The sequence below is a fragment of the Acinetobacter gyllenbergii genome (genome assembly GCF_001682515.1).
Classification (GTDB): Bacteria; Pseudomonadota; Gammaproteobacteria; order Pseudomonadales; family Moraxellaceae; genus Acinetobacter; species Acinetobacter gyllenbergii.
On sequence record NZ_KV575272.1, the window covers coordinates 13,175 to 34,494 of the forward strand.

General features: G+C 42.4%; 19 protein-coding genes. 9 read left to right on the forward strand and 10 right to left on the reverse strand.

Annotated features, from left to right (window positions below; translation table 11 throughout):
• The first annotated feature begins 245 nt into the window (after nt 1-245).
• Nucleotides 246-788 (forward strand): DUF2726 domain-containing protein, encoded by a 543-nt coding sequence (locus NG55_RS19565; RefSeq protein ID WP_016540769.1) that lies wholly within the window; start codon nt 246-248, stop codon nt 786-788.
• On the opposite strand, the gene NG55_RS19570 is transcribed toward NG55_RS19565, so the two are convergent.
• From NG55_RS19570 to creC, 4 genes are all read right to left on the reverse strand, one after another.
• A complete protein-coding gene (locus tag NG55_RS19570; protein ID WP_016540770.1) occupies nt 785-1,138 on the reverse strand; it encodes a RidA family protein in 354 nt (117 codons plus the stop codon). The two genes, NG55_RS19565 and NG55_RS19570, sit on opposite strands and share 4 nt — an antisense overlap.
• Before the next feature lie 75 nt (nt 1,139-1,213).
• Nucleotides 1,214-1,417 (reverse strand): hypothetical protein, encoded by a 204-nt coding sequence (locus NG55_RS19575; protein WP_016540771.1) that lies wholly within the window; start codon nt 1,415-1,417, stop codon nt 1,214-1,216.
• A gap of 64 nt (nt 1,418-1,481) precedes the next feature.
• On the reverse strand, nt 1,482-2,870 hold the full coding sequence (creD, locus tag NG55_RS19580) for a cell envelope integrity protein CreD (protein WP_065344185.1): 1,389 nt from the start codon (nt 2,868-2,870) through the stop codon (nt 1,482-1,484).
• Nucleotides 2,871-2,945: 75 nt separating this feature from the next.
• Nucleotides 2,946-4,412: a two-component system sensor histidine kinase CreC gene (creC, locus tag NG55_RS19585; RefSeq protein WP_065344186.1), complete on the reverse strand. Its 1,467-nt coding sequence runs from the start codon at nt 4,410-4,412 to the stop codon at nt 2,946-2,948.
• A 145-nt stretch (nt 4,413-4,557) separates the two neighbouring features.
• Here creC and NG55_RS19590 point away from each other — a divergent pair, with 145 nt between their 5' ends.
• On the forward strand, nt 4,558-5,343 hold the full coding sequence (locus NG55_RS19590) for a hypothetical protein (protein ID WP_081409020.1): 786 nt from the start codon (nt 4,558-4,560) through the stop codon (nt 5,341-5,343).
• Here NG55_RS19590 and creB read toward each other — a convergent pair whose 3' ends face one another.
• The 5 genes from creB to mdtD all read right to left on the reverse strand — a co-directional run bounded on the left by creB (nt 5,344) and on the right by mdtD (nt 10,602).
• Complete coding sequence (gene creB / locus NG55_RS19595) at nt 5,344-6,060, reverse strand: two-component system response regulator CreB (protein ID WP_065344188.1); 717 nt, start codon at nt 6,058-6,060, stop codon at nt 5,344-5,346.
• Nucleotides 6,061-6,364: 304 nt separating this feature from the next.
• The gene (gene dinB, locus NG55_RS19600; protein ID WP_065344189.1) at nt 6,365-7,432 is read right to left on the reverse strand and encodes a DNA polymerase IV; all 1,068 of its coding nucleotides are present in this window, start codon (nt 7,430-7,432) and stop codon (nt 6,365-6,367) included.
• Nucleotides 7,422-8,183: a glycoside hydrolase family 25 protein gene (locus NG55_RS19605; RefSeq protein WP_065344190.1), complete on the reverse strand. Its 762-nt coding sequence runs from the start codon at nt 8,181-8,183 to the stop codon at nt 7,422-7,424. The genes dinB and NG55_RS19605 overlap by 11 nt, the downstream gene beginning before the upstream one ends.
• A gap of 10 nt (nt 8,184-8,193) precedes the next feature.
• Entirely contained in the window at nt 8,194-9,162 is a 969-nt protein-coding gene (locus NG55_RS19610; protein WP_065344191.1) for a hypothetical protein, read from the reverse strand.
• Between the two features lie 51 nt (nt 9,163-9,213).
• Nucleotides 9,214-10,602: a multidrug transporter subunit MdtD gene (gene mdtD, locus NG55_RS19615; protein ID WP_065344192.1), complete on the reverse strand. Its 1,389-nt coding sequence runs from the start codon at nt 10,600-10,602 to the stop codon at nt 9,214-9,216.
• Nucleotides 10,603-10,766: 164 nt separating this feature from the next.
• On the opposite strand from mdtD, the gene NG55_RS19620 reads away from it, so the two are divergent.
• Nucleotides 10,767-12,554, forward strand: coding sequence for a choice-of-anchor I family protein (locus tag NG55_RS19620; RefSeq protein ID WP_065344193.1), 1,788 nt, complete (start codon nt 10,767-10,769; stop codon nt 12,552-12,554).
• A gap of 53 nt (nt 12,555-12,607) precedes the next feature.
• Here the strand turns inward: NG55_RS19620 and NG55_RS19625 are convergent, their stop codons facing one another.
• Nucleotides 12,608-13,231, reverse strand: coding sequence for an LOG family protein (locus tag NG55_RS19625; protein WP_004656405.1), 624 nt, complete (start codon nt 13,229-13,231; stop codon nt 12,608-12,610).
• A 326-nt stretch (nt 13,232-13,557) separates the two neighbouring features.
• Between NG55_RS19625 and NG55_RS19630 the strand changes: the two genes are divergently transcribed.
• The 6 genes from NG55_RS19630 (at nt 13,558) to NG55_RS19655 (ending at nt 21,301) form a co-directional block, all read left to right on the forward strand.
• Nucleotides 13,558-15,141, forward strand: a complete 1,584-nt coding sequence (locus NG55_RS19630) for a TerC family protein (protein WP_065344194.1) — start codon at nt 13,558-13,560, stop codon at nt 15,139-15,141.
• A gap of 82 nt (nt 15,142-15,223) precedes the next feature.
• Nucleotides 15,224-15,694, forward strand: coding sequence for a YchJ family protein (locus NG55_RS19635; protein ID WP_065344195.1), 471 nt, complete (start codon nt 15,224-15,226; stop codon nt 15,692-15,694).
• Between the two features lie 52 nt (nt 15,695-15,746).
• A complete protein-coding gene (locus tag NG55_RS19640) occupies nt 15,747-16,391 on the forward strand; it encodes a trimeric intracellular cation channel family protein (protein ID WP_004802075.1) in 645 nt (214 codons plus the stop codon).
• Nucleotides 16,392-16,491: 100 nt separating this feature from the next.
• Nucleotides 16,492-17,130 (forward strand): tetratricopeptide repeat protein, encoded by a 639-nt coding sequence (locus NG55_RS19645; protein WP_065344196.1) that lies wholly within the window; start codon nt 16,492-16,494, stop codon nt 17,128-17,130.
• Between the two features lie 115 nt (nt 17,131-17,245).
• Nucleotides 17,246-19,465 (forward strand): DNA topoisomerase IV subunit A, encoded by a 2,220-nt coding sequence (gene parC, locus NG55_RS19650; RefSeq protein WP_016540785.1) that lies wholly within the window; start codon nt 17,246-17,248, stop codon nt 19,463-19,465.
• A gap of 156 nt (nt 19,466-19,621) precedes the next feature.
• Complete coding sequence (locus NG55_RS19655; protein WP_016540786.1) at nt 19,622-21,301, forward strand: long-chain-fatty-acid--CoA ligase; 1,680 nt, start codon at nt 19,622-19,624, stop codon at nt 21,299-21,301.
• The last annotated feature ends 19 nt before the right edge of the window (nt 21,302-21,320 follow it).

Consider the following 21,320-nt stretch of genomic DNA (forward strand, 5'->3'; position numbering starts at 1 on the left):
TGGTCGCAAATTCACCGCAAAACTATGGGGTGTAGAAACATAAACTGACAATAACGACTTGAATATTGAATAGCGAATGATTATAAATAAAGAGCAGAGGGCTTTTACGACTTAGGTCGTCTAGGAAAACACGATTAAAAAACTTAAGTTTGCACTGCAAAATGATTTTGCTATCGCTGTTCTTGATTAAAAAAATTGGCTTAAAGCCAAAATGATTATAAAAAATCTAAAGGGATTGGTTAGAAATGTATTATTTTATAACAATAGTTGGGCTGCTGTTGATCACAGCGCTTGCGCTGCGTCGCCTACAACAAAATAGGCGTCAGGATAGTCCACTCAAACGTCGTGGTATTCTCAATATCGCAGAACAAATTACGCTCATGCGTTTACAAGCTGTATTACCACGCCATACTGTTTTGGCGCATGTATCTTTTGATGCCTTACTCACCACCAAATTTGCCCATACGCGTCGTAAGTATCAAGGTTTGGTCGCTGATTTTGTGGTTTTAGATCAACAACATCAAGTGCTTGCAGTCATTGAGATTGCAGATGAATCTTATGTCAATCGTTTGCATCAAAAGCACTATCAAGACAGCCTGCTTGAATTGGCAGGCTACCGTGTCCTGCGTTATAGCAGCATTCCAACTGAACAAGAACTCAGAGAAGATTTAGTGCCAGATCTGTTTGAACCAGCGACTGTTTCAACGGCTTCTACTACAAGCTCAATGTCGATGCCGAAAGTGGATCGCATGATGAAATATAATGATTTCGCGGTGAAATCCTATTAAGGCAGAACTGCAGTGACAGTCATTTCAACCAGTACATCCGGTGTATAGAGTTTAGATTCGACACAGGTTCGTGCTGGTGGATGACCTGCTGCAATCCATGCATCCCAGACTGCATTCATGGCGGCATAATCTTTTTCAATGTCTTTTAAAAAGATAATGACCGATAAAATATGGGTTTTATCGGTGCCTGCTTCTGCCAATAAACGGTCAATATTGTCTAGAGTCTGCTGTGTCTGTGCCGTTACATCAACGCTGGTATCGTCCGCTAACTGGCCTGCTAAATGAACAAGATTTCCCGCAATGGCAACTTCGCAATAACGTGATGTGACATGAAGGCGTTGCACAGACATAGTGATTCCCTAATCGAAAAAGTAGAGTAGCGATTGTACTTGATGCAATTCGACAGCAATGTAATTTTCTATAAATTAGGCTAAAAAACTTTCTATTTCCATTAAGTTGCGCTGCTGGAAAAATAAAATACAGCCTTGTTGTGGGCAGATAATCACATTTCCCAGATTTAAAAACTGGATTTTGGCTTGTCGCAATTGATTCAGACAGCTTGCAATCGAGCTATGTAAAGGGCATAGCTGTTTAAGTTGCTTTAAGGCTAAATAAGTCGTTTGGTACATGGTTTTATTCCTGATCAATGTAGTGAAAAGGGGCGAAGACATTACACTTCACCCTTATATTTTTTTATTGGCTGTGTTGTTCGGATTGGTACCAATTGACATGACGGGTGATGAACATGACACAGGCAATTAGAATAAAGGACAGGATCGAACCGAATAAGAAGGTCTTGCCACTGGATTGTAGTAATAGATACATCATGCTGTAGAGCACACCAAGTAGAATCCCGAATAACAGCGCAGGCTTAATCCCTTTCACGACGAAGTATAAGTACCACGTAATCAGACCGACGCAGGCGCAGGCCGCAACCAAATAAGCCAATGCAAAGGCATAATATTCACTGATTGAAAGCAGTAGCACGAAGAACACGCCTTGTGCCATCGCCACCAAGGCATATTGCACAGGATGGATTTTAAGTTGTTTTAAAACTTCAAATAGGAAGAAGCAACCAAAGGTAATGATGATGACCATGATGCCATATTTTATGGCACGATCAGTTTGGGTATAGATATTGACAGGCTCTAGGAATTGCGTCGAAATGCCTGAAATATTGGATGGGGTGCGGCTATCGTAAGCGGCTTCTGCGGGTGCATTTTCTGCATTTAAGACCTGATAGAAGCACTGGCTATTTTCGCACAGCGACACATTTTCTAAATTACGTTTACCCAGTGCGATATTTTTCCAGTTTGCCTGAAATTGGCGTTTTTCACTGGCTTTTTTAAAGGGTAGGCTTTGCCCATCATATTTAACATCGCCCCAGTTGCCCGTGGCTTGATAGGTCATTTCATAACTGGTGGGAATAAAACTGAACTCACTGAGTCCTTCAAGCTCGAACTGCAGGCCAAACTTAAAACCCTGTTGGAATTTTTGTACCAGTTCAGGGTACTGCTTCGCTGTCAGATGCATCAGGTCAAAACCGCGTTGTCCTTGGCTTTGTTCTGAAAAGTCGAATTTATAGGGCTTACCATCAATATTGAAGATTGGTTTGGCATTCAGCCCACGCGCATCTTGGATCGGAAAAATAATTTCAGCCTGTTCCCACAAATAATCACGTTTTTCTTCATTATTCACCGCTTTAAATAGGCCTTTGCCAGACATCGAATTTTGATAGCTAATGGCTTTATAGATATTGCGCTTATAAGTGCTGTCCGAAACCTTAAATTGTGCATTCCAGTCGGTCGTTTCAGCCCCGATAGCGACAAATAGGATTTGTGTACAGGGATAACTTTTTTTCTGTTCATCGGTGCAGGTGGTTTGCACTTGGTAGGGCAGTTTTAAATAAGGTGCGATGATTTGTTGTGGGCGAATTTGTTCATTGGCGATGTCATGAAGGACTTGCTGTTGGTAGCTTTGACGTTCAGAGACCAAGCCCGAAATAAAAAATAAACCGATATAAAAGATTAGAATCAGGAACAGAATGGCTCCGATTTTAAGACTGATAAAATTGCGGCGCATGTGAAATTCCATGGTCATTATGATCTGACCAGTATCTACAAGGCATATGCGCTTCAGATGCGTTTGCTTTGAAGCTCAAGTGAAGTTTGTGTGAAGTGTGAGGGTCAAGAGCACACCAGATTGATGTGTTGCTAAGAAGTCGAGGCGATTTGCCTGAATATTCTGGATACTAATCCGACCGTGGTGCTGCTGAATAATCTGTTTGACGATACTAAGCCCAATGCCGGTACTGCGTTGCTGATTATGCGGACGCGGTAGAGAAAAATAAGTCTCAAATACACGGTTTAAGGCATACTCAGGAATGGCTTCACCCTCATTAAAAAACAACAAAGTGATGCTTTGATGGGTTGGGTCTTGCTGAACTTGAACTGCGATTTTTCCCAGTGGTGGGCAGAAATCTCTGGCGTTATCTAAGAGATTATTCAGCGCTTGTTTCAGCCAAAATGGATCGGCGTGGATTGCACAGTGTTGGGGGAGATCAAGCCGTGTTTGGATCTGTTTCAGCTGCAAAGCACTATGTTGTTGCTGAAAACATTGTTGAATGAGCTCGTTTAGGTCTAAGTTTTGAAACTCTAAAACATGTTGATTTTTTTCGAGCCGTGTTAATAACAACATTCGTTCAATCAAGGATTGCAAACGCTGGCTTTGCTGGATGATATGATGGGCAAACTGTTGCTGATCAGCTAGAGGGATATCATCTTGTAATAGTTCAGCACTGGCTTGAATGGCGGTGAGCGGGCTTTTGAGTTCATGGGTCAATGTATTGACATAGTTCTCCACATAGCCACGGTCTTCCAATTTTTCCCGCATTTCACTCAGTGCCTGAGTCACTTGGTTGAGTTCTTTGGCGGAGTAAAAGAACGGTGCTTGATTCACTGGTGCCAACGCCTGTGCATAGCGTCGAACCCGATCAATACTATGTCTGAGCCAATAGGCCACCATACTGGCCAAGAGCAGGCTGAGTGCTGCAATCCAGAGGGCTTGATAAATCAGTTGCTGCTCAGCACGTTCGATATAGGGTTGTACCGACTGATTGGGTTTACCAATACTGACCACACCGAGCAATTGCTGTTGGTAAATAATCGGCGCTGCAATATGCATGATGCTGCTGTTGCGATCATAGGGATTGGTTGCAGTTGAGCGTGCGCCGTATTTACCACGCAGTGTTAAGTAGACATCATTCCATCTGGAATAGTCTTGCCCAACAGCTTGCCCTTCAGAATCATAAATCACGATGCCCTTGGGATCGGTAATGTACAGTTGCTGGTTAATCTGTTCTTTGCGATGCTGCCAAATGGTGGCATTCAGTTGACGAGATAAAGCTGCCTGAATTTTTTGATCAAATTCTGGCGTATCAACCTGATGTTCATAGACATCTTCTGCAATCAATTGGGCAATGATATTGGCATTTTCAGCGAGGGTATCTTCAACCACTTGTCGGACATTGGGCTTGACTTGCTGAGTCAGGGTATAGGCGATAAAGCCTAGACTGAGAACCACCACCAAGCTAAAGAAAAACCAGATACGGACAAAGATCGACATAATCAGAAATGGAATTTTAATTGTTCTGATTTAGTTTAATCACAATACAAAAAAATAGTAAGTAGAAATTGAAAAAATAGAATTTGAATATTATGATTATCAATTTATTAATCATAATATTAAGGGAACTATTTTGAAAAGAATAATGATTATTTTAAGTCTATTTGTGGTGTCTAAGAGTTATGCTATAAATCCTGATCAAGAATATATGATGTTCTTGAAAAAATATGAACAATTATCCAATGCTGTTGATCCTGAAGGTTTAGATATGTATGCAGATGATGCAAAAATTCATTCTAAACAGATCTCATCTGATGGAATTGAGCGAACGACAAGTATGTCTGGCAAGAAATTAAAGGAATTGGTAAATGAAAATATCGATGTTTTAAAAAATATAGCATACCAAACCAATTTTAGTAATGTGAAAATTATTAGAAATGCCAACTCTGCAAAAATATCAGCGACAAAATATAATAATAAAGATTGCTACTCAGATAAAGATTATTATATGGTCGTCACTAGAAAACCTGATAATAAGCTTTATATTACTGAGGAATACTTTATTGAAGCACCCAAGAATTTCTGTGAAAAAGGGATTAAAGATGATTTAGCTTTGCAACTAACTTTAGGGGCAAACATAATGAATAAGAAACTACCAATTAAATTAGATAGAGAAACAAGTCTAGAAAATGTAATCGCGAAAGATAAAGAGCTGACTTTTGTTTATCGATTAATTCATTTTACAGCAGACGATCTATCCTCAAATTGGATCGAAACCAATGCAGTACCAAATATTATAAAGGGTGTTTGCGCCGATTCTAAGATGAAAGAGCTTTTAGAAAAAGGAGCTCAAGTCAAGCTGCAGTACTATTATTCAGACAATACTGAAGCAACTCAAATCAAAATGAATAAGCAGGATTGCAGTGTGTAATTAACTTTGCCCCAGACTATAGCCAAATCCACGATGGGTGCGAATCGGGTCATCATTTGGGGTAACCTGTTTGAGTTTCTGTCTTAAACTTTTGATATGGGTATCGACAGTACGTTCCAAACTATGCTCTGGATGTTCCCAAATATGATCCATCAGTTGCTGGCGACTAAAGACTTGTTCTGGGTGCTGAATCAGTAAAAATAAGAGGCGGTATTCATAACGAGTCAGTTGTAGTGGTTGTCCATGATAATGAATCTGCAAGGATTGAGGGTTACATGACCATGTAGCTGATTGCAATATAATCTCCATTGCAGGCACGGCAGTTGGCACCGTAGCTGGCTGTGCCTGAACCTCCATTCTGCGCCAAATGGCTTTGATTCTGGCCACAATTTCACGTGCGCTAAAGGGTTTACTGCAATAATCATCTGCACCAATTTCGAGACCCACCACTCGATCAATTTCATCATCACGGGCTGTTAAAAACAGTAAAGGTGTTTGATCTTTTTGACGCAGCTGTTTGCAAACTTCAAAGCCATTTAGGTCAGGAAGTCCGACATCTAAAATAATAAAATCAAAGGATTGTTGCGTCAGTAATTGTAATGCTTGTGTCCCTGTATTGGCCCAACTGACGGACCAGCCTTCACGCTCAAGTGCGTAACGCAGGGGCAGGACGATGGCGGCTTCATCTTCAACACAAAGTATTTGTTTTTGCTTCATAAGGCATGTACATACAGAATTTTCTAGTTTTATCTGCTGAGTTTAACTGAAGTTATGATGATGTGTAGTGGGGATATAGAATTTTTTATAGGAACAAGAGGATAGCGAAAGAAGACCTGAAGTGCCCTGTAATCTTCGGATTTGATCGTCACGCCAACCACAGGAGCAGATGCTAAAAGTGAGGTTTTCTTTAGCAAAGCAAATAACAAGGATAATGTTACTGCGTTGCTTAGAGTACTGAAAACTGAATAAAAAGCAAACATAAATTTCAGTCAGGATTGTGCTTTTGTGTAAAAAAACAGCGTTACCACAAAGATAGTTGTGATTCTTCTTCCAAAGCTTGTAACTGATATACCCCGACACCAACCAGGCGAAATTGGAATTCTGGGTCAATATACATTTCATCCAGCAGTTGCAGTACCACTTGCCCCAAGTCTTGTTGTGATTGCAGTGCTTGTTTAAAACTTTTACTGTGTTGTAGTACTTGGAAGTTTTTAAGTTTGAGTTTGACGGTCACACCGCGAGCGGTCAGTTGTTTTTTATTTAGGCTGCGCCAGACTTGCTCGGTCAAGGGTTGCCATGCATGGCTGCATTGGACAAGAGTGTAATCCTCATCAAAGGTAATTTCCTTGGAAATCTGTTGGCGTTCCCGTTCTGCTTGGACTGGTCGATGATCAATGCCTTGCGCATATAAATACAGCTGTTTACCGTACTTGCCAAAATGATGAATCAGCACATTTTCGTCGATTTTTTGCAGATCACCCAAGGTATGTAAATTCAGTTGCTGCAAGCGTTCTTGAGTGACTTTGCCCACCCCAGGAATTTTATTCAGAGCCAAATCTTGGATAAAACGCAGCACCTGATTCGGTTTAATCACAAATAAACCATTGGGCTTGTTCCAATCCGAGGCAATTTTTGCCAAGAATTTATTTGGTGCCACGCCCGCTGAGGCAGTCAGTCCAGTGACTGCAAAAATATCAGCACGGATCTGTGCTGCGACTTCGGTGGCACTGGCGATATGCTTTAAGTTCTCAGTCACGTCCAGATAGGCTTCATCTAAAGACAGCGGTTCAATCAAGGGGGTATATTGCTGAAAAATCTGATGAATTTGCGCTGAAACTTCGCGGTATTTTTCAAAATTAGGTTCGATCACGATGACCTGTGGACAGAGTTTTTTGGCTTGTCCCATCGACATGGCAGAACGGAGTCCAAAGACGCGGGCAGGGTAAGACGCTGCAGCAATGACCGCTCTTGGATGATGAGAGGAAATTACCACAGGTAAATCTTTTAGCTCTGGGCGATCTTTGAGCTCGACTGAGGCATAAAAGGCATCCATGTCGATATGGATGATTTTGCGTAGATCATTTGGCATCTTCAATGCCTTGTGCTTTCAGAAACATCCGCCATTGTTTTGGGGATTCGGCATAGACATTTAAATCCACGGCTTTGGGAACGCCGTCGATTTTTCCTTGGCTGCTATGCTGCCAAAACAGCCATTGTCGACCATCTTTGAGTTCAGGCTTGCCCTCATAGTCTCTGACCCATAACGGAGTGTTGTTAAAGTTCCCCATTAGCACAATATGGTAAAAGCTTTTGGAAATATAAAAAATCGGTTGTTTGCCATAATGCTGTTGCAGTTGGTCATGCATGACCTGAATTTCTTTGATGAGCTGCTCTTTGGTATAGGTGTTGATGCAGTTACTGTCATATTCCAAATCAATCACAGGGGGCAGGGCATCGGCTTTTTTTGGAACAGTGGCAATAAAATTTTCGGCTTGGATTGCCCCATCACGACACAGCCGATAAAAATGATAAGCACCGACATGTAGGCCACGTTCACGTGCTTTGAGCCAGTTTTGCTGAAAGTTACGATCTTTAAAATCGCCCCCTTCCGTGGCTTTTAAATAAACGAATTGATATTGCATTGGCGAGATTTTTTTCCAGTTAATCTCGCCTTGATGATGGGACACATCAAAGCCGCGAATGGAATAATCATGTGCCGAGGCTTTCTGCTGATAGAACAAGCCAAAGTAGCTGACCACACCCAGCATGACCGCTAAACCGATACTGGCATAAGTCGGATAATGTTGTGTCGACGGAAATTTTGCAGATTTTTTTGCCATATCATTTGTATTATGCGATGTCTAAGCGAGTGTCAGATTTACAGTATTGGTCATGTAGAGATTGTACTCGCTTCGCCTTCATGTGGGTGACCTGACTGCCTAATTGTGCCACAAATTTGCATGATGCATAGTTCTCGGCTTGTTTCTGATAGTCTCGAATCCAGTTTTCACGGATCGCTAAACGTGCTTCACTCACTGGCCAGACGCCGAGTGTTAAGCGATTCACACCAATTCGCCAAGGTTTTGGGCTAATTCTGGCTCGGAAACAATTTTGATTCTTACACATTCGGATGTAGTTAGGATCCGCATGAATGGCATTGAATAATAATTGAGCTTCATCACTTTTAGGTTCAAAGGTTTGATGCATTGCCAAAACACGATAACCTTTTGGCGTGAGATAAACGCGTAAATGCCATGCGGGGTGCTGTTGAGAGAAATTTTGAATTGATGCAAATGCACGCTGTTCTGGTGTTCCAAATAACTTGCTTTGTACATAAAACAGGCCTTTGCCAACCAGCCCTGTCAAGATGAGGGAAACAATCACTCCGACTCCCAAGATCATCCATGAACCTAAGTAAGCAGCCCCAATACTCGTGACCAGTATTAACAATAAAAAAGCCAATAGATACAGTCTAAATCGAGGTGCGTATTCGAAATCGATATCTGCAAATAACACATCTGGGGTATTTAAGCATAATGCGCCGTAGGAATTTCGCGTGATAATGACATCGTCATGCTGAGCAATAATCTGTTCTCTGATTGGTACGCCTTCGGCACCATTGTAGGGAACTTTATGGTCGATTCTTCGAATATTTTCACCAGCCTTGATCCTTTCAATTGCCTCGGCAACACGTTGCTCGGCATGCGATTGCGCTGCTTCAAGGCTTTGATCTGACCAACCAAAGCGTTTAATGGTGTATTGTCGCCCTGCAATCTTGGTTTTTGTTTTAGCTTCTGCCCAATGCTGTGGAACGATCATTTTATTTTTCCTTATTCTGTTTATTGGACGACGAACTTTAGGTCCGTAAATTTAATCTGTGGTTTCTTTGGGGATTTGCCAGAACACCAAGGCGGTAATGACATTAATACAGCCAAGCGTAATCAAAGTGGCGTGGAAGGCGGTGCTAATCGAGGCACTGGAAAACTGTTGCCCAAATAGATTAATTAACGTTCCTGCCAAAGCGACCCCGATACTCATTGAAAGCATCATAATCATCGACAAGAAGCTATTGCCACTACTGGCATCCTGTTGTGCTAAGTCTTTCAGGGTCAGGGTATTCATGCCCACGAATTGCAGTGAATTGAGCGTACCAAAGATAAACAGATGCAGAACTTTCAACCATAAAGGTGTAGCGACGGTCATCAGTGAAAAACTGGCGATGCATAAACCAACCAAAACCGTATTGGTGAGTAGAAAACGACGATAACCGACTCGTTGGATCAGTGGACGGACGATGGGCTTGGAAAATAATGAACCCAGTACCATTGGAATCATCATTAAACCGGTATAGAAAGGTTCAAAGCCAAAGGCGACTTGTAGCATCAGCGGTAGAATGAAGGGAATGGCATTACTACCGAGGCGGGCAAAGAAATTGCCCAGTACGCCGATGGAAAAGATTTTGTAGCGAAATAAGCGACCATGAAACAGGGCGTTTTGATGCGTATGCGCATGGTAGGCATAAGCGCCAGCTGCCAACAGTCCCGAAATCAATAAAACCACGCTGATCCAGCGGGAATATTGCGATGCGGCTATATTTTCAATCCCGAGAGACAAGCCTACCATGGCGACCATTAACAGGATAAAGCCACTTAAATCGAAGGATTTGACACTTGGTTCTTTCTGGTTGGGCATGACTTTGAAGGTCATGATCATTCCCAAGATTCCCATCGGAATATTAATTAAAAAGATCCAGTGCCAAGTGGTCACTTCGACCAGCCACCCCCCTAAAGTCGGCCCCATTAACGGGCCAATCAAGCCTGCAAGACTCATCAGGCTCATCGCAGACAGGAATTGGGAGCGTGGAATCAGTTTTAACAGTGCCAAGCGCCCCACGGGCATTAGCAAGGCACCACCAACACCTTGAATGACGCGGAAAAATAATAATTGTTCTAGGTTTTGTGACAAGCCACAGCCCAGCGAGGCCAAGCTGAAAATCACCATAGAACTCAGATAAATATTACGGATGCCAAAACGATCGGCTAACCAGCCACTGAGCGGAATACAGGCCGCAACTGATAGCACGTAGGCCACAATGACGCCATGCATTTGCAGGGGATTTTCATTGAGTTGTACTGCCATGGCAGGAATTGCCGTGTTGACGATGGTGGTGTCCAAGGCTTGCATAAAAAAGCCAATCGAGACCAAGAGTACCAACATTCGGAATTCAGGCTGTACCGCTTGATGTGTTGTCGTTGTCATGAGCCATGATGGATAAAAAGGCAGTTTTAGTTTAATGCAACTGTGCGTGAAATAAAGCCTAAAATTGTCAAAGAGTGGTCATGAAACTGACATTAAAGTGTCATCGAATTTGCATCACCAACGACTAGATTAGCCATACAGAATAAATTGTATGGAATTTGATCATGAAATTTAAGATTTCAGTATTATTGACAGCGTTACTGTCGGTGGGGTTAGTGGCGTGTAATGATGACAACGACAATAACAACGCAAACACGCCAGCAGAAGTAGTTGAAACAACGCCTGAAACGATTAAGTTAAGTTTATTAGGACGTTATGAAACCAATGTCTTTGCCAAAAGTGCTGCTGAAATTCCCGCTTATGATGCTGCAAGCAAACGTCTCTTTGTGGTCAATGCCCAGAAAGGTTTGGTTGATGTTTTAGATGCCTCTAAACCTGAAAAACCTGTCCATGTTGCAGAACTGTCTGCCCGTACTTATTTAGCCAATTCGGAAGTGAACAGTGTTGCAGTGAAAAATGGCATTGTTGCAATCGCCGTTCAAGCCGAAAACAAAACTGATGCGGGCATCGTGGTATTTTTTAATGCCAAAGATTTAAGTTTTATTAGCAAGGTTGCGGTGGGTTCACTACCTGATATGTTGAGTTTTAGTCCCGATGGCAAAACCGTTTTAGTGGCCAATGAAGGCGAGCCAAATGATGACTACTCGGTTGATCCTGAAGGTTCAGTCAGCATTATTGATATCAGCAATATTCAACAACCGAAAGCCAGCGTAGCGGACTTTAAGGCATGGAATACGCAAAAGGCAGATTTAATCGCCAAAGGGGTACGTATTTTTGGGCCAAAAGCGAGTGTGGCTCAGGATTTAGAGCCTGAATATATAACCATTTCTGCAGACAGCAAAACGGCTTGGGTGACGCTTCAAGAAAATAATGCGATTGCTCGGATTGATATCGCACAGCAGAAAGTGACGGATATTTACCCATTGGGCTATAAAGACCATGGGCAAATTGGCAATGAACTGGATGTTAGTGATAAAGACAAAAAGATTGATATCAAGACTTGGGCTGGCTTAGCGGGTATGTATCAACCTGATTCGATTGCCAATTATCAAGCCAATGGTCAAACCTATCTGGTCACTGCCAATGAAGGCGATAGCCGTGAATGGTTGAAGGATTCCAAAGCCTATTATGCGGGCGATACCAGTAAAGGCTTTGTTGAAAATATTCGCATGAAGCATTTGTTTAACAGCAAAGGCTTTAATAAAGATGGTGATTATCCAGCGCATTTACAACAATTAGCAGCAGGGGTGAAAGGGGCAAAACTCAATCCAGTAACATTTGCGTATTGTGGTGCCACTGCGACAGCTGCGGGTGCATGTCGTGATGATGCTGCGCTGGGTCGTCTCAATATTGCGTGGAACATGGGTTATCAAACCAATGCCGATGGTTCAGCCAAACTGGATGCCAATGGCTTGCTGACTTATGACAAGCTTTATGCTTATGGCGCGCGTTCATTTAGTATCTGGAATACGCAAGGTCAGTTAGTTTGGGACTCTGGCAGCGAGTTTGAAAAGAAAACGGCTGAACTGTTCCCGAACTATTTTAATAGTGACCACGAAGCTGTGGCCTTTGATGACCGTAGTGATAATAAAGGCCCTGAGCCTGAGGGTATTGCTATCGGTACGATTGGTAAGAAAACCTTTGCTTTTATCGGTTTGGAACGAATGAGTGGAGTGATGGTGTATGACATTAGCGCACCGAATAAACCGAAGTTTATTGAATATTTTAGCACGCGTAATTTTGTTGAAACCGATGCGGCAAAACAGGGTGATTTAGGACCTGAAGGCTTGATCTTTATTGCTGCAAAAGACTCACCGAATGGCAAGCCTTTATTGGTGGTAGGGAATGAAGTCAGTGGTTCAACTGCGGTGTATCAGGTGAATGTAAAATAAGTTCTCAATATAAAAAAGCGGATCTCCTTGATCCGCTTTTTTATGGGGATGTTTTAGACTTCGATATGGCTGGGTGTGTTTAAGTTTTTAATCACACTTGAAATCTGTTCCAGTGTTTCGCAAATAATCACTTTGGCGCGATGCTGTGGCGGTAAAAAGCCTTCTTCTACCGCATGATCAAGCTGTGCAATCAAGGCATCATAAAAACGATTGACGTTATAGATGATCATCGGTTTCTGGTGCTGATTGAGCTGGCCCCATGTGGCAATTTCCAGAATCTCTTCAAAAGTTCCTAAGCCACCTGGTAAGGCAATAAAGGCACTGGCACGTTCAGCCATCAGTGCCTTACGTTCATGCATGCTGTTGACGATATGGAGTTCGGTCAGTTTATGGTGGGCAATTTCATAGTCCAGCATAAATTCTGGAATAACACCCACCACCTCACCACTATGTTCCAGTACGGTATCTGCCACTTGTCCCATCAGACCAATACTCGCGCCGCCATAGACAATACCAAAACCTTGGTTGGCAATATGCTGGGCAAGTTCAATGGCTTTATCTCGGTAAATTGGCTTGTTACCTGTACGTGAACCGCAATAGAGGGCAATCAGAGATTGAGTGGTGATGGGAGTCGGGTTAATGCTTTTTTTCTCTGTCATTCTTAATACACTATTCATTCGTTTATTTTCACCTTATCATTTTCACTGTGCTTGTCTAGGCTAAATCAGGTTTGTGACAGTTTTATGCACATTTTACATACAATGGGCTTTTAGCATGCCTGGAAAGAATTTGAAAACATCCTCAACATAAAAAAAGATGAATTTCACTGAAATCTTGCCTATACTGAAAATCCTTTTATTAATCTTTGTCCCTCTATGAGTAGTGGTTGTTGTCGCTCCGTATTGTTCTTATTTCCTAAAAAAAATGTTTTGGCTGTTTGTGCCGACCTTTTAAAATCTCAACTTCATAACAATATTGCTGATTTTGCAGAGGAGTCACCTCAATGATTCTGGAATGGATGTCAGATCCAGCTGCATGGGTTGGTTTAGCCACATTGGTGGTGCTTGAAATTGTACTAGGTATTGATAACCTTGTTTTTATTGCAATTTTGGCAGAGAAATTACCACCAGAACAACGTAATGCTGCGCGTAAAATTGGTCTGATTCTCGCCCTGTTAATGCGTTTGATCTTACTTGCTTCGATCGCATGGGTGGTGACATTAACCACACCGCTGTTCCATATTTTTGATCATCCATTTTCTGGACGTGACTTGATTCTACTGTTTGGTGGTGTGTTCTTATTATTTAAAGGCACCATGGAACTGCATGAACGCATCGAAGGAAAGCAAGCACATAAAGAAGAAAATCCAGTGCATGCCGTGTTCTGGATGGTGGTGGTACAGATCGTGGTTCTTGATGCGGTATTCTCGCTCGACAGTGTGATCACTGCAGTGGGAATGGTAAAAGAGCTTTCGGTGATGATGATCGCGGTTACGATTGCGATTGGTATCATGTTGCTAGCTTCACGTCCATTGATGGATTTCGTCAATAAGCATCCAACCGTGGTGATTCTGTGTCTTGGCTTCCTGATGATGATTGGTTTCTCATTGGTGGTCGAAGGCTTTGGTTTCCATATTCCAAAAGGTTATTTATACGCTGCGATTGGTTTCTCGGTGTTGGTGGAAATGGTTAACCAAACCATGCGCCGTAACCAAGAGAAATTGGTCACTACGACTGATCTGCGTTATCGCACCGCTTCCGCTGTATTGCGTATGCTTGGTAATAAGAGCAATGGTAATGAAAGTCAGAACAAGGAAGCTGAAGATGTGTTAGCAACACAGGCCTATGCCAAAGAAGTTTTTGATGAAGACAATGGGGTTTACCACAGTGTCTTGGTTCAAGGGGTATTGGGCCTATCTGAGCGTCCAGTCAAGTCGGTGATGACACCACGCCCAGAGTTAGAGTGGTTAGACTTGGATGATGATCCTGCCGAGTTAAAAGAACGTTTAATGGCGATGACCCATTCACGTTTGATCATTGCCCGTGGTGAGTTGGACAATATCGAAGGGATTGTGTTAACCCATAAAGTGTTGAATGAATACATCGAAACAGGTGCGATTGATTTTACCAAGCACCTACGTGAACCCGTGATTGTGCATGAAAATGCGCAAGTGTTGATGGTGATGGAACAATTACGCCAAGCACCGTTGCAAATGGCAATCGTATTGAACGAATATGGTTCGATTGAGGGGATTGCCACGCCGATTGATATGCTAGAAGCGATTGCAGGTGAATTCCCAGATGAAGACGAATTGGAAGCAACTGCGGAGAGTCTAGATGATGGTTCGATGTTGCTGGAAGGTTCAACCGATATTCGTCATGTGTCTTTGTTATTGGGCAAAGATTTGGTCGATGAAAGCGAAGAGTACTCAACGTTATCAGGTTATATCTTATTCCATTTAGGTCGCTTACCTGAAAATGGTGACATGATTGAAGTCGATGGCTATCGCTTTGAAGTGGTCACCATGGATGGGCACAAAATTGAAAAAGTGCGCATTCTTGCGAAAGAAAAAACGGTAGAGAAATAATTTAGTCGTTCCCGAACAGCCCTGAGTTTGACCTTTGTTTAACACTGGTTTGGTTCGGGGCTATTTTATTTGAGAGTTGCAAATGACATTGTCACAATACTGTCCTTGCGGACAGGGGCAATATGCTGCGTGCTGTCAGCCTTTACATTTAAAACAGCAGTTTGCTCAAACTGCCGAGCAATTAATGCGTTCACGTTATAGTGCCTTTGCCTTGCAGCAGATCGACTATATTTTGCAAACGACAGCTTTAGGGCAACAAAGCGCTTTAGATCGAGCTGCGATTGCCGACTGGAGCCAATCGAATCAATGGCTCAAACTGGACGTGGTGCAGCATCAGCCCAAGCTAGACAAAACCCATGCGCTGGTTGAGTTCAAGGCACATTATCATGATGGTACGCAAGCCCATATTCATCATGAAATTTCACATTTTGTATTACATCAACAGCAGTGGTATTTCCTTGACCCGACTCTGGGCATGCAAATCACCATGAAACAACCCTGCATTTGTGGCTCGGGGAAAAAATTTAAGCAATGTTGTGCACAATTCATCTAAGTTTGTCTTAGAATAGCGCACACTTTTACGCCTGATTTAGGGATGTAGGCAGATGTTACTCACCGTGATTTATATTATTGCCATTACTGCGGAAGCGATGACGGGCGCATTGTCCGCAGGTCGACGCAGTATGGACTGGTTTGGTGTGGTACTGATTGCCTGTGTCACGGCATTGGGCGGTGGCTCGGTACGTGATGTGCTACTCGGACATTATCCTTTAACCTGGGTCAAACATCCTGAATATTTGGTGCTGACCTGTATTGCAGCCTTCGTCACCATTATTATTGCTAAATGGATGCGCCATCTGCGCAATATCTTCTTGGTTCTAGATGCCTTGGGCTTAATCGGCTTTACCATTATTGGTTGTCAGATTGCTTTGTCGATGGGACATGGTTTTGTGGTGTCTGCGGTAGCAGGGGTGCTCACTGGGGTGTCGGGCGGTATTCTGCGTGATATCTTGTGTAATGACGTACCGTTGGTGTTCCGCCGTGAGTTGTATGCCAGTATTTCCTTTGTCGCCGTGATTTGTTATTGGGTCTGTTTGGAAGTTGGCTTGCCACACGATCTTACTGTGATTTTCACCTTGGTCTTTGGCTTTACGCTTCGTTTGATTGCGATTTATTTTGGTCTGGAAATGCCGAAATTTATCTATAAAGAAGATGATGCAGAATCTGCTTCCTCCACCGATGAGCATTGATTGGAAAGCATGCCTGCAATTTAGTTTTTTGCAGCTTTAATGCCTACTTAGAATTATTGAGCTTAAATATGATCACTTTTATACGATTATTAAATTAAAAATGAATCTTTTATCTGTGCAAGAAATGGCTCCCGAAGTAATGGAGTTAGATGTAAGTGAGCAAATAAAAACAGGACTTAATTATTGTCTAGGGCGCAATGGAGCCGTTCAAAATCTCTTGTTGGGTAGAAATTGGTTATGGATTGCTGCTACCTATAATCAATCACTTGTTGCTGAATATAATTGGGCTTCAACTTGGATGGCACAACCCATCTATAATGAAAATGACATGATTTATACTGAAGAGCTTGAGGTACTTGCTGAGCAAGGTAATTCTGCGGCGTTATATCTGTTAGGTGTTTACTATTCGGGTTCGAATGAAGATGAACATTTGGATATTGATCTTGCATTAAAATATTATGAGAAAGCCGTACAGCAGCAGTTTCCGCCTGCGATTAATAATCTTGCTGATAAATATGAAAATGGTACTGGCGTTGCAAAAAATTTAAAAATAGCCTTTGAGTTTTATTCTGCCGCAGCCAATCACGAAATTGCAGCATCTCAGTTTAGCTTGGGTCTTTTTTATTTAAAGGGGCTTTATGTTGAGAAAGATGAAGAAGTCGCTCGAGAGTGGTTAAAAAAGGCGGAGAAAAATGGCTGGTTTCCAGCATCAGAAATTCTATTAAATATGCTGCATTAAGCTTAACAAGACACCATTTGACGTTTAAACAACAACAAGGGCTTGTCACAACGCCTGCATCCACATAGCATACAAAACATTGACGATAATAAATGATTTTGGATGACTCGCTGAAATGACCAGCCTTGCACATCATGCAACAGAAAACCGTTCCGTAGCCGAATTCACTGAGCAGGCTTACTTGAACTATGCCATGTACGTGATTATGGATCGTGCATTGCCCCATATCAGTGATGGCTTAAAACCTGTACAGCGCCGTATTGTCTATGCGATGAGCGAGCTGGGTTTAAAGTCGACCGGTAAACCGAAAAAGTCGGCACGTACCGTTGGTGACGTACTCGGTAAATACCATCCACATGGTGACTCAGCCTGTTATGAAGCGATGGTATTGATGGCACAGCCATTTAGCTATCGTTACCCATTGGTGGAAGGTCAGGGCAACTGGGGTTCACCTGATGACCCAAAATCATTTGCGGCCATGCGTTATACCGAAGCTAAACTTTCGGCTTATAGTGAGTTATTACTGAGCGAACTCGGACAGGGTACCAGCGAATGGCAGGATAACTTTGATGGTTCGATGAAAGAGCCAATCACCTTACCTGCACGTATTCCCAATATTTTATTGAATGGTACCACGGGGATTGCGGTGGGGATGGCAACCGATATCCCGCCACATAACTTGCGTGAAGTGGTGAAGGGTACGATTGCACTGATTCGCAATCCTGAAACCACAGATGAAAAATTAGCAGAATATATTCCTGCACCAGATTTACCGACCAAAGCCGAGATTATTACGCCGCCTGAAGAATTACTGAAAATTCAAACCACAGGTCGTGGTAGTTATCGTGTTCGAGCAGTGTATACGGTCGAGAAAAATGAAATCGTGATTAGCGAATTGCCGTATCAGGTTTCAGGTTCTAAAGTTGTGACTCAAATTGCCGATCAAATGATTGCCAAGAAGTTGCCACTGGTGGCAGATATTCGAGATGAATCTGATCATCGCAACCCAACCCGTTTGGTGATTGTACTGCGTTCTAACCGTGTCGATGCAGAAACGGTGATGAGTCACTTATTTGCAACCACGGATTTAGAATCCAGTTATCGAGTCAACCTGAACATGATTGGGGCGGATGGTCGTCCACAGGTGAAATCGATTCGCCGCATCTTGTTAGAGTGGATTGAGATTCGTAAGCAAACGGTAACGCGTCGTTTGCAATACCATTTAACCAAAATTGAAAAGCGTTTACATATCTTGGCAGGTCTTTTAATTGCCTACCTAGATATTGATACTGTGATTCGTATTATTCGTGAAGAAGACCAGCCAAAACCTGTATTGATGCAGCATTTTGGTATTGATGAAATTCAAGCTGAAGCCATTTTAGAACTCAAGCTTCGCCATTTAGCCAAACTTGAAGAAATGGAAATTCGCCGTGAGCAAGAAGAACTGGAAGCCAAAGCTGCCATTATTCGTGAGCAATTGGCAAATCCAGAATCATTGAAAAATTTGATTATCGGTGAATTAAAAGAAGATGCGAAAAAATTTGGTGATGATCGCCGTTCACCAATCGTGGTCCGTGCAGATGCGGTACAGATTAAAGAACAAGATTTAATGCCAGCCGAAGCGGTGACCGTGGTGTTGTCGGAAGCAGGTTGGGTCCGTGCAGCTAAAGGTGCGGAAGTGGATGCTGCTAATCTTAACTTCCGAGCTGGCGACCAGTATTTAAGTCATGCAGTCGGTAAAACCAATCAACGCGTGTACTTCTTGGATGAAACTGGGCGTAGTTATGCCTTGCCAATTAGCAGCTTACCGTCAGCGCGTGGTTTAGGTGAGCCGCTTAGTTCTAAACTGTCTCCAGCCAGTGGGGTTTCATTTATCCAAGTCTTTATTGATGACGATAATAATGAATTACTTGCGGTCAGTTCTAAAGGTTATGGCTTTAAAACCCAAGCTGCACAATTGGATACCAATGCCAAAGCCGGTAAGGCATTCTTGACGGTTGCAGATAAGGGAACAGCTTTACCACTGCTTCCGATCCAGCAAGCAAGCCATGTTGCGATCCTCAGTTCATCAGGGCGTTTACTGATTATTGATTTAGCAGAACTTCCTGTTCTGAATAAAGGTAAAGGTAACAAGTTGATACAACTTGATGAAAAAGAGCAAATTTTATCCATGACAACCCTGAGTTTAGATGAAATAATCCAAGTCGCTGCAGGACAACAGCATCTAAAACTGAAAGGGGACGATCTTCAAAAATATCTAGGAAAAAGAGCAACAAAGGGGCAACTTTTACCACGTGGATATCAAAAAGCAAATAGACTCTTCATTCAGAGATAAGGCTAGTATTCTGTGATACAAATACGTTATATATGGCAATGTATTCATATTGTTTGAATAGATTGACAGGGCAATTCAAAAAGTTAAAAAAAATGTTTTGTCATGGACGTAACGTTGTTACATTTTTAAGGATTACCACTCGGAGATAATGGCATTATGGAAAAGATTTGGTTTGCTGAATACCAAAAGACAGGAATTCCAGAAACAGTTGAACTGCCTGCTGAAAACACCTCACTTGTTGATATTTTTGAACGCAATTTCCAAAAATTTGGTTCACGCGATGCCTTTATCTTCATGGATAAAGTTTTAACATTTAATGAATTAGAAGTCGCTAGCCGTAAATTCGCTGCTTATTTACAAAGCTTAGGTTTAGCAAAAGGAACGCGTGTTGCGGTGATGATGCCGAACGTTTTCCAATATCCAGTGGTGGCTTTAGGTGTGTTCCGTGCAGGTTTGGTACTTGTAAACGTGAACCCACTGTATACAGCGCGTGAGCTTGAGCATCAATTGAATGACTCTGGTGCTGAAGCGTTGGTGATCATTGAAAACTTTGCCAGCGTTTATCAAAGCATTATTGGTAAAACACCTGTGAAGCATGTTGTGGTGGCTTCTGTGGGTGATATGTTGGGTACCTTAAAAGGGACACTGGTCAACTTCGTTTTACGTAAAGTACGTAAGCAAATTCCTGCATGGAATATCCCAGGCCATACCAAATTTAATGCTGCATTAAATAAAGCCAATCCAAGCAATTATAAACGTCCAAGCTTAACTTTAAGTGATACTGCAGTACTCCAATATACGGGTGGTACCACAGGTGTTTCTAAAGGTGCTGAACTGACGCATCGTAACCTTGTCGCGAACTTACTGCAGTGTGAAGCGATTTTCTCAAGTAAGTTTGGTGCTTCTGATAGTGCTAAAGGTGATCGCATCGTTTGTGCATTACCGCTGTATCACATCTTTGCATTCATGGTGTGTGCGCTTTACGGTATGTACAAAGGTCAAGCCAATATCTTGATCCCGAATCCACGCGATTTACCAGCAGTGGTTGGCGAGTTACGTAAATATCAACCTTCTTTCTTCCCAGCGGTAAACACCTTGTTTAATGCTTTGGTGAATAACGAAGAATTCAAACAGCTTGACCATAGCAATCTGAAGATGGCAATGGGCGGTGGTATGGCAGTATTGCCATCGACTGCAGCAGCATGGAAAAAGATCACAGGTACAACCATTATCGAAGGTTATGGTTTATCTGAGACTTCGCCTGTTGCAACAGCGAATCCACCTGCAACAACTGAATTCAGTGGCACGATTGGTATCCCATTGCCATTAACTGAAGTTGCGATTTTGGATGATGACGGTAACGAAGTTGCACTGGGTGAACAAGGTGAAATCTCGATCCGTGGCCCACAAGTGATGAAGGGTTATTGGAATCGTCCAGATGAAACTGCGAAAGTGATGACGGCTGACAATTACTTCCGTACGGGTGATATCGGTGTGATGGATTCACGTGGTTATGTGAAGATTGTTGACCGTAAGAAAGACATGATCTTGGTGTCTGGTTTTAACGTTTACCCAAGTGAAATTGAAGAAGTGATTGCGAAACATCCAAAAGTATTGGAAGTGGCTGCAATTGGCGTTCCAGATGAAAAATCAGGTGAAGTGCCAAAATTATTCATTGTGAAAAAAGATCCATCTTTAACCACTGAAGAAATTATTGCTTATGCAAAACAAAACCTAACAGGCTACAAGTGCCCACGTTATGTTGAGTTTATGGAAGAATTACCGAAATCTAACGTAGGTAAAATCTTACGTAAAGATTTACGTAAACCCGCTTAAGAATCCCACCTAGCCTCCC

Coding starts and splice junctions, on each gene's coding strand:
- NG55_RS19630 (WP_065344194.1), top strand. CDS start 13,558: ATGATTCTGGAATGGATGTCAGATCCAGCTGCATGGGTTGGTTTAGCC.
- NG55_RS19610 (WP_065344191.1), bottom strand. CDS start 9,162: ATGATCGTTCCACAGCATTGGGCAGAAGCTAAAACAAAAACCAAGATT.
- dinB (WP_065344189.1), bottom strand. CDS start 7,432: ATGCCAAATGATCTACGCAAAATCATCCATATCGACATGGATGCCTTT.
- creB (WP_065344188.1), bottom strand. CDS start 6,060: ATGAAGCAAAAACAAATACTTTGTGTTGAAGATGAAGCCGCCATCGTC.
- NG55_RS19570 (WP_016540770.1), bottom strand. CDS start 1,138: ATGTCTGTGCAACGCCTTCATGTCACATCACGTTATTGCGAAGTTGCC.
- NG55_RS19575 (WP_016540771.1), bottom strand. CDS start 1,417: ATGTACCAAACGACTTATTTAGCCTTAAAGCAACTTAAACAGCTATGC.
- creC (WP_065344186.1), bottom strand. CDS start 4,412: ATGTCGATCTTTGTCCGTATCTGGTTTTTCTTTAGCTTGGTGGTGGTT.
- creD (WP_065344185.1), bottom strand. CDS start 2,870: ATGCGCCGCAATTTTATCAGTCTTAAAATCGGAGCCATTCTGTTCCTG.
- NG55_RS19625 (WP_004656405.1), bottom strand. CDS start 13,231: ATGAATAGTGTATTAAGAATGACAGAGAAAAAAAGCATTAACCCGACT.
- mdtD (WP_065344192.1), bottom strand. CDS start 10,602: ATGACAACGACAACACATCAAGCGGTACAGCCTGAATTCCGAATGTTG.
- NG55_RS19605 (WP_065344190.1), bottom strand. CDS start 8,183: ATGGCAAAAAAATCTGCAAAATTTCCGTCGACACAACATTATCCGACT.
- NG55_RS19640 (WP_004802075.1), top strand. CDS start 15,747: ATGTTACTCACCGTGATTTATATTATTGCCATTACTGCGGAAGCGATG.
- NG55_RS19655 (WP_016540786.1), top strand. CDS start 19,622: ATGGAAAAGATTTGGTTTGCTGAATACCAAAAGACAGGAATTCCAGAA.
- NG55_RS19590 (WP_081409020.1), top strand. CDS start 4,558: ATGATTATTTTAAGTCTATTTGTGGTGTCTAAGAGTTATGCTATAAAT.
- NG55_RS19635 (WP_065344195.1), top strand. CDS start 15,224: ATGACATTGTCACAATACTGTCCTTGCGGACAGGGGCAATATGCTGCG.
- NG55_RS19645 (WP_065344196.1), top strand. CDS start 16,492: ATGAATCTTTTATCTGTGCAAGAAATGGCTCCCGAAGTAATGGAGTTA.
- NG55_RS19565 (WP_016540769.1), top strand. CDS start 246: ATGTATTATTTTATAACAATAGTTGGGCTGCTGTTGATCACAGCGCTT.
- parC (WP_016540785.1), top strand. CDS start 17,246: ATGACCAGCCTTGCACATCATGCAACAGAAAACCGTTCCGTAGCCGAA.
- NG55_RS19620 (WP_065344193.1), top strand. CDS start 10,767: ATGAAATTTAAGATTTCAGTATTATTGACAGCGTTACTGTCGGTGGGG.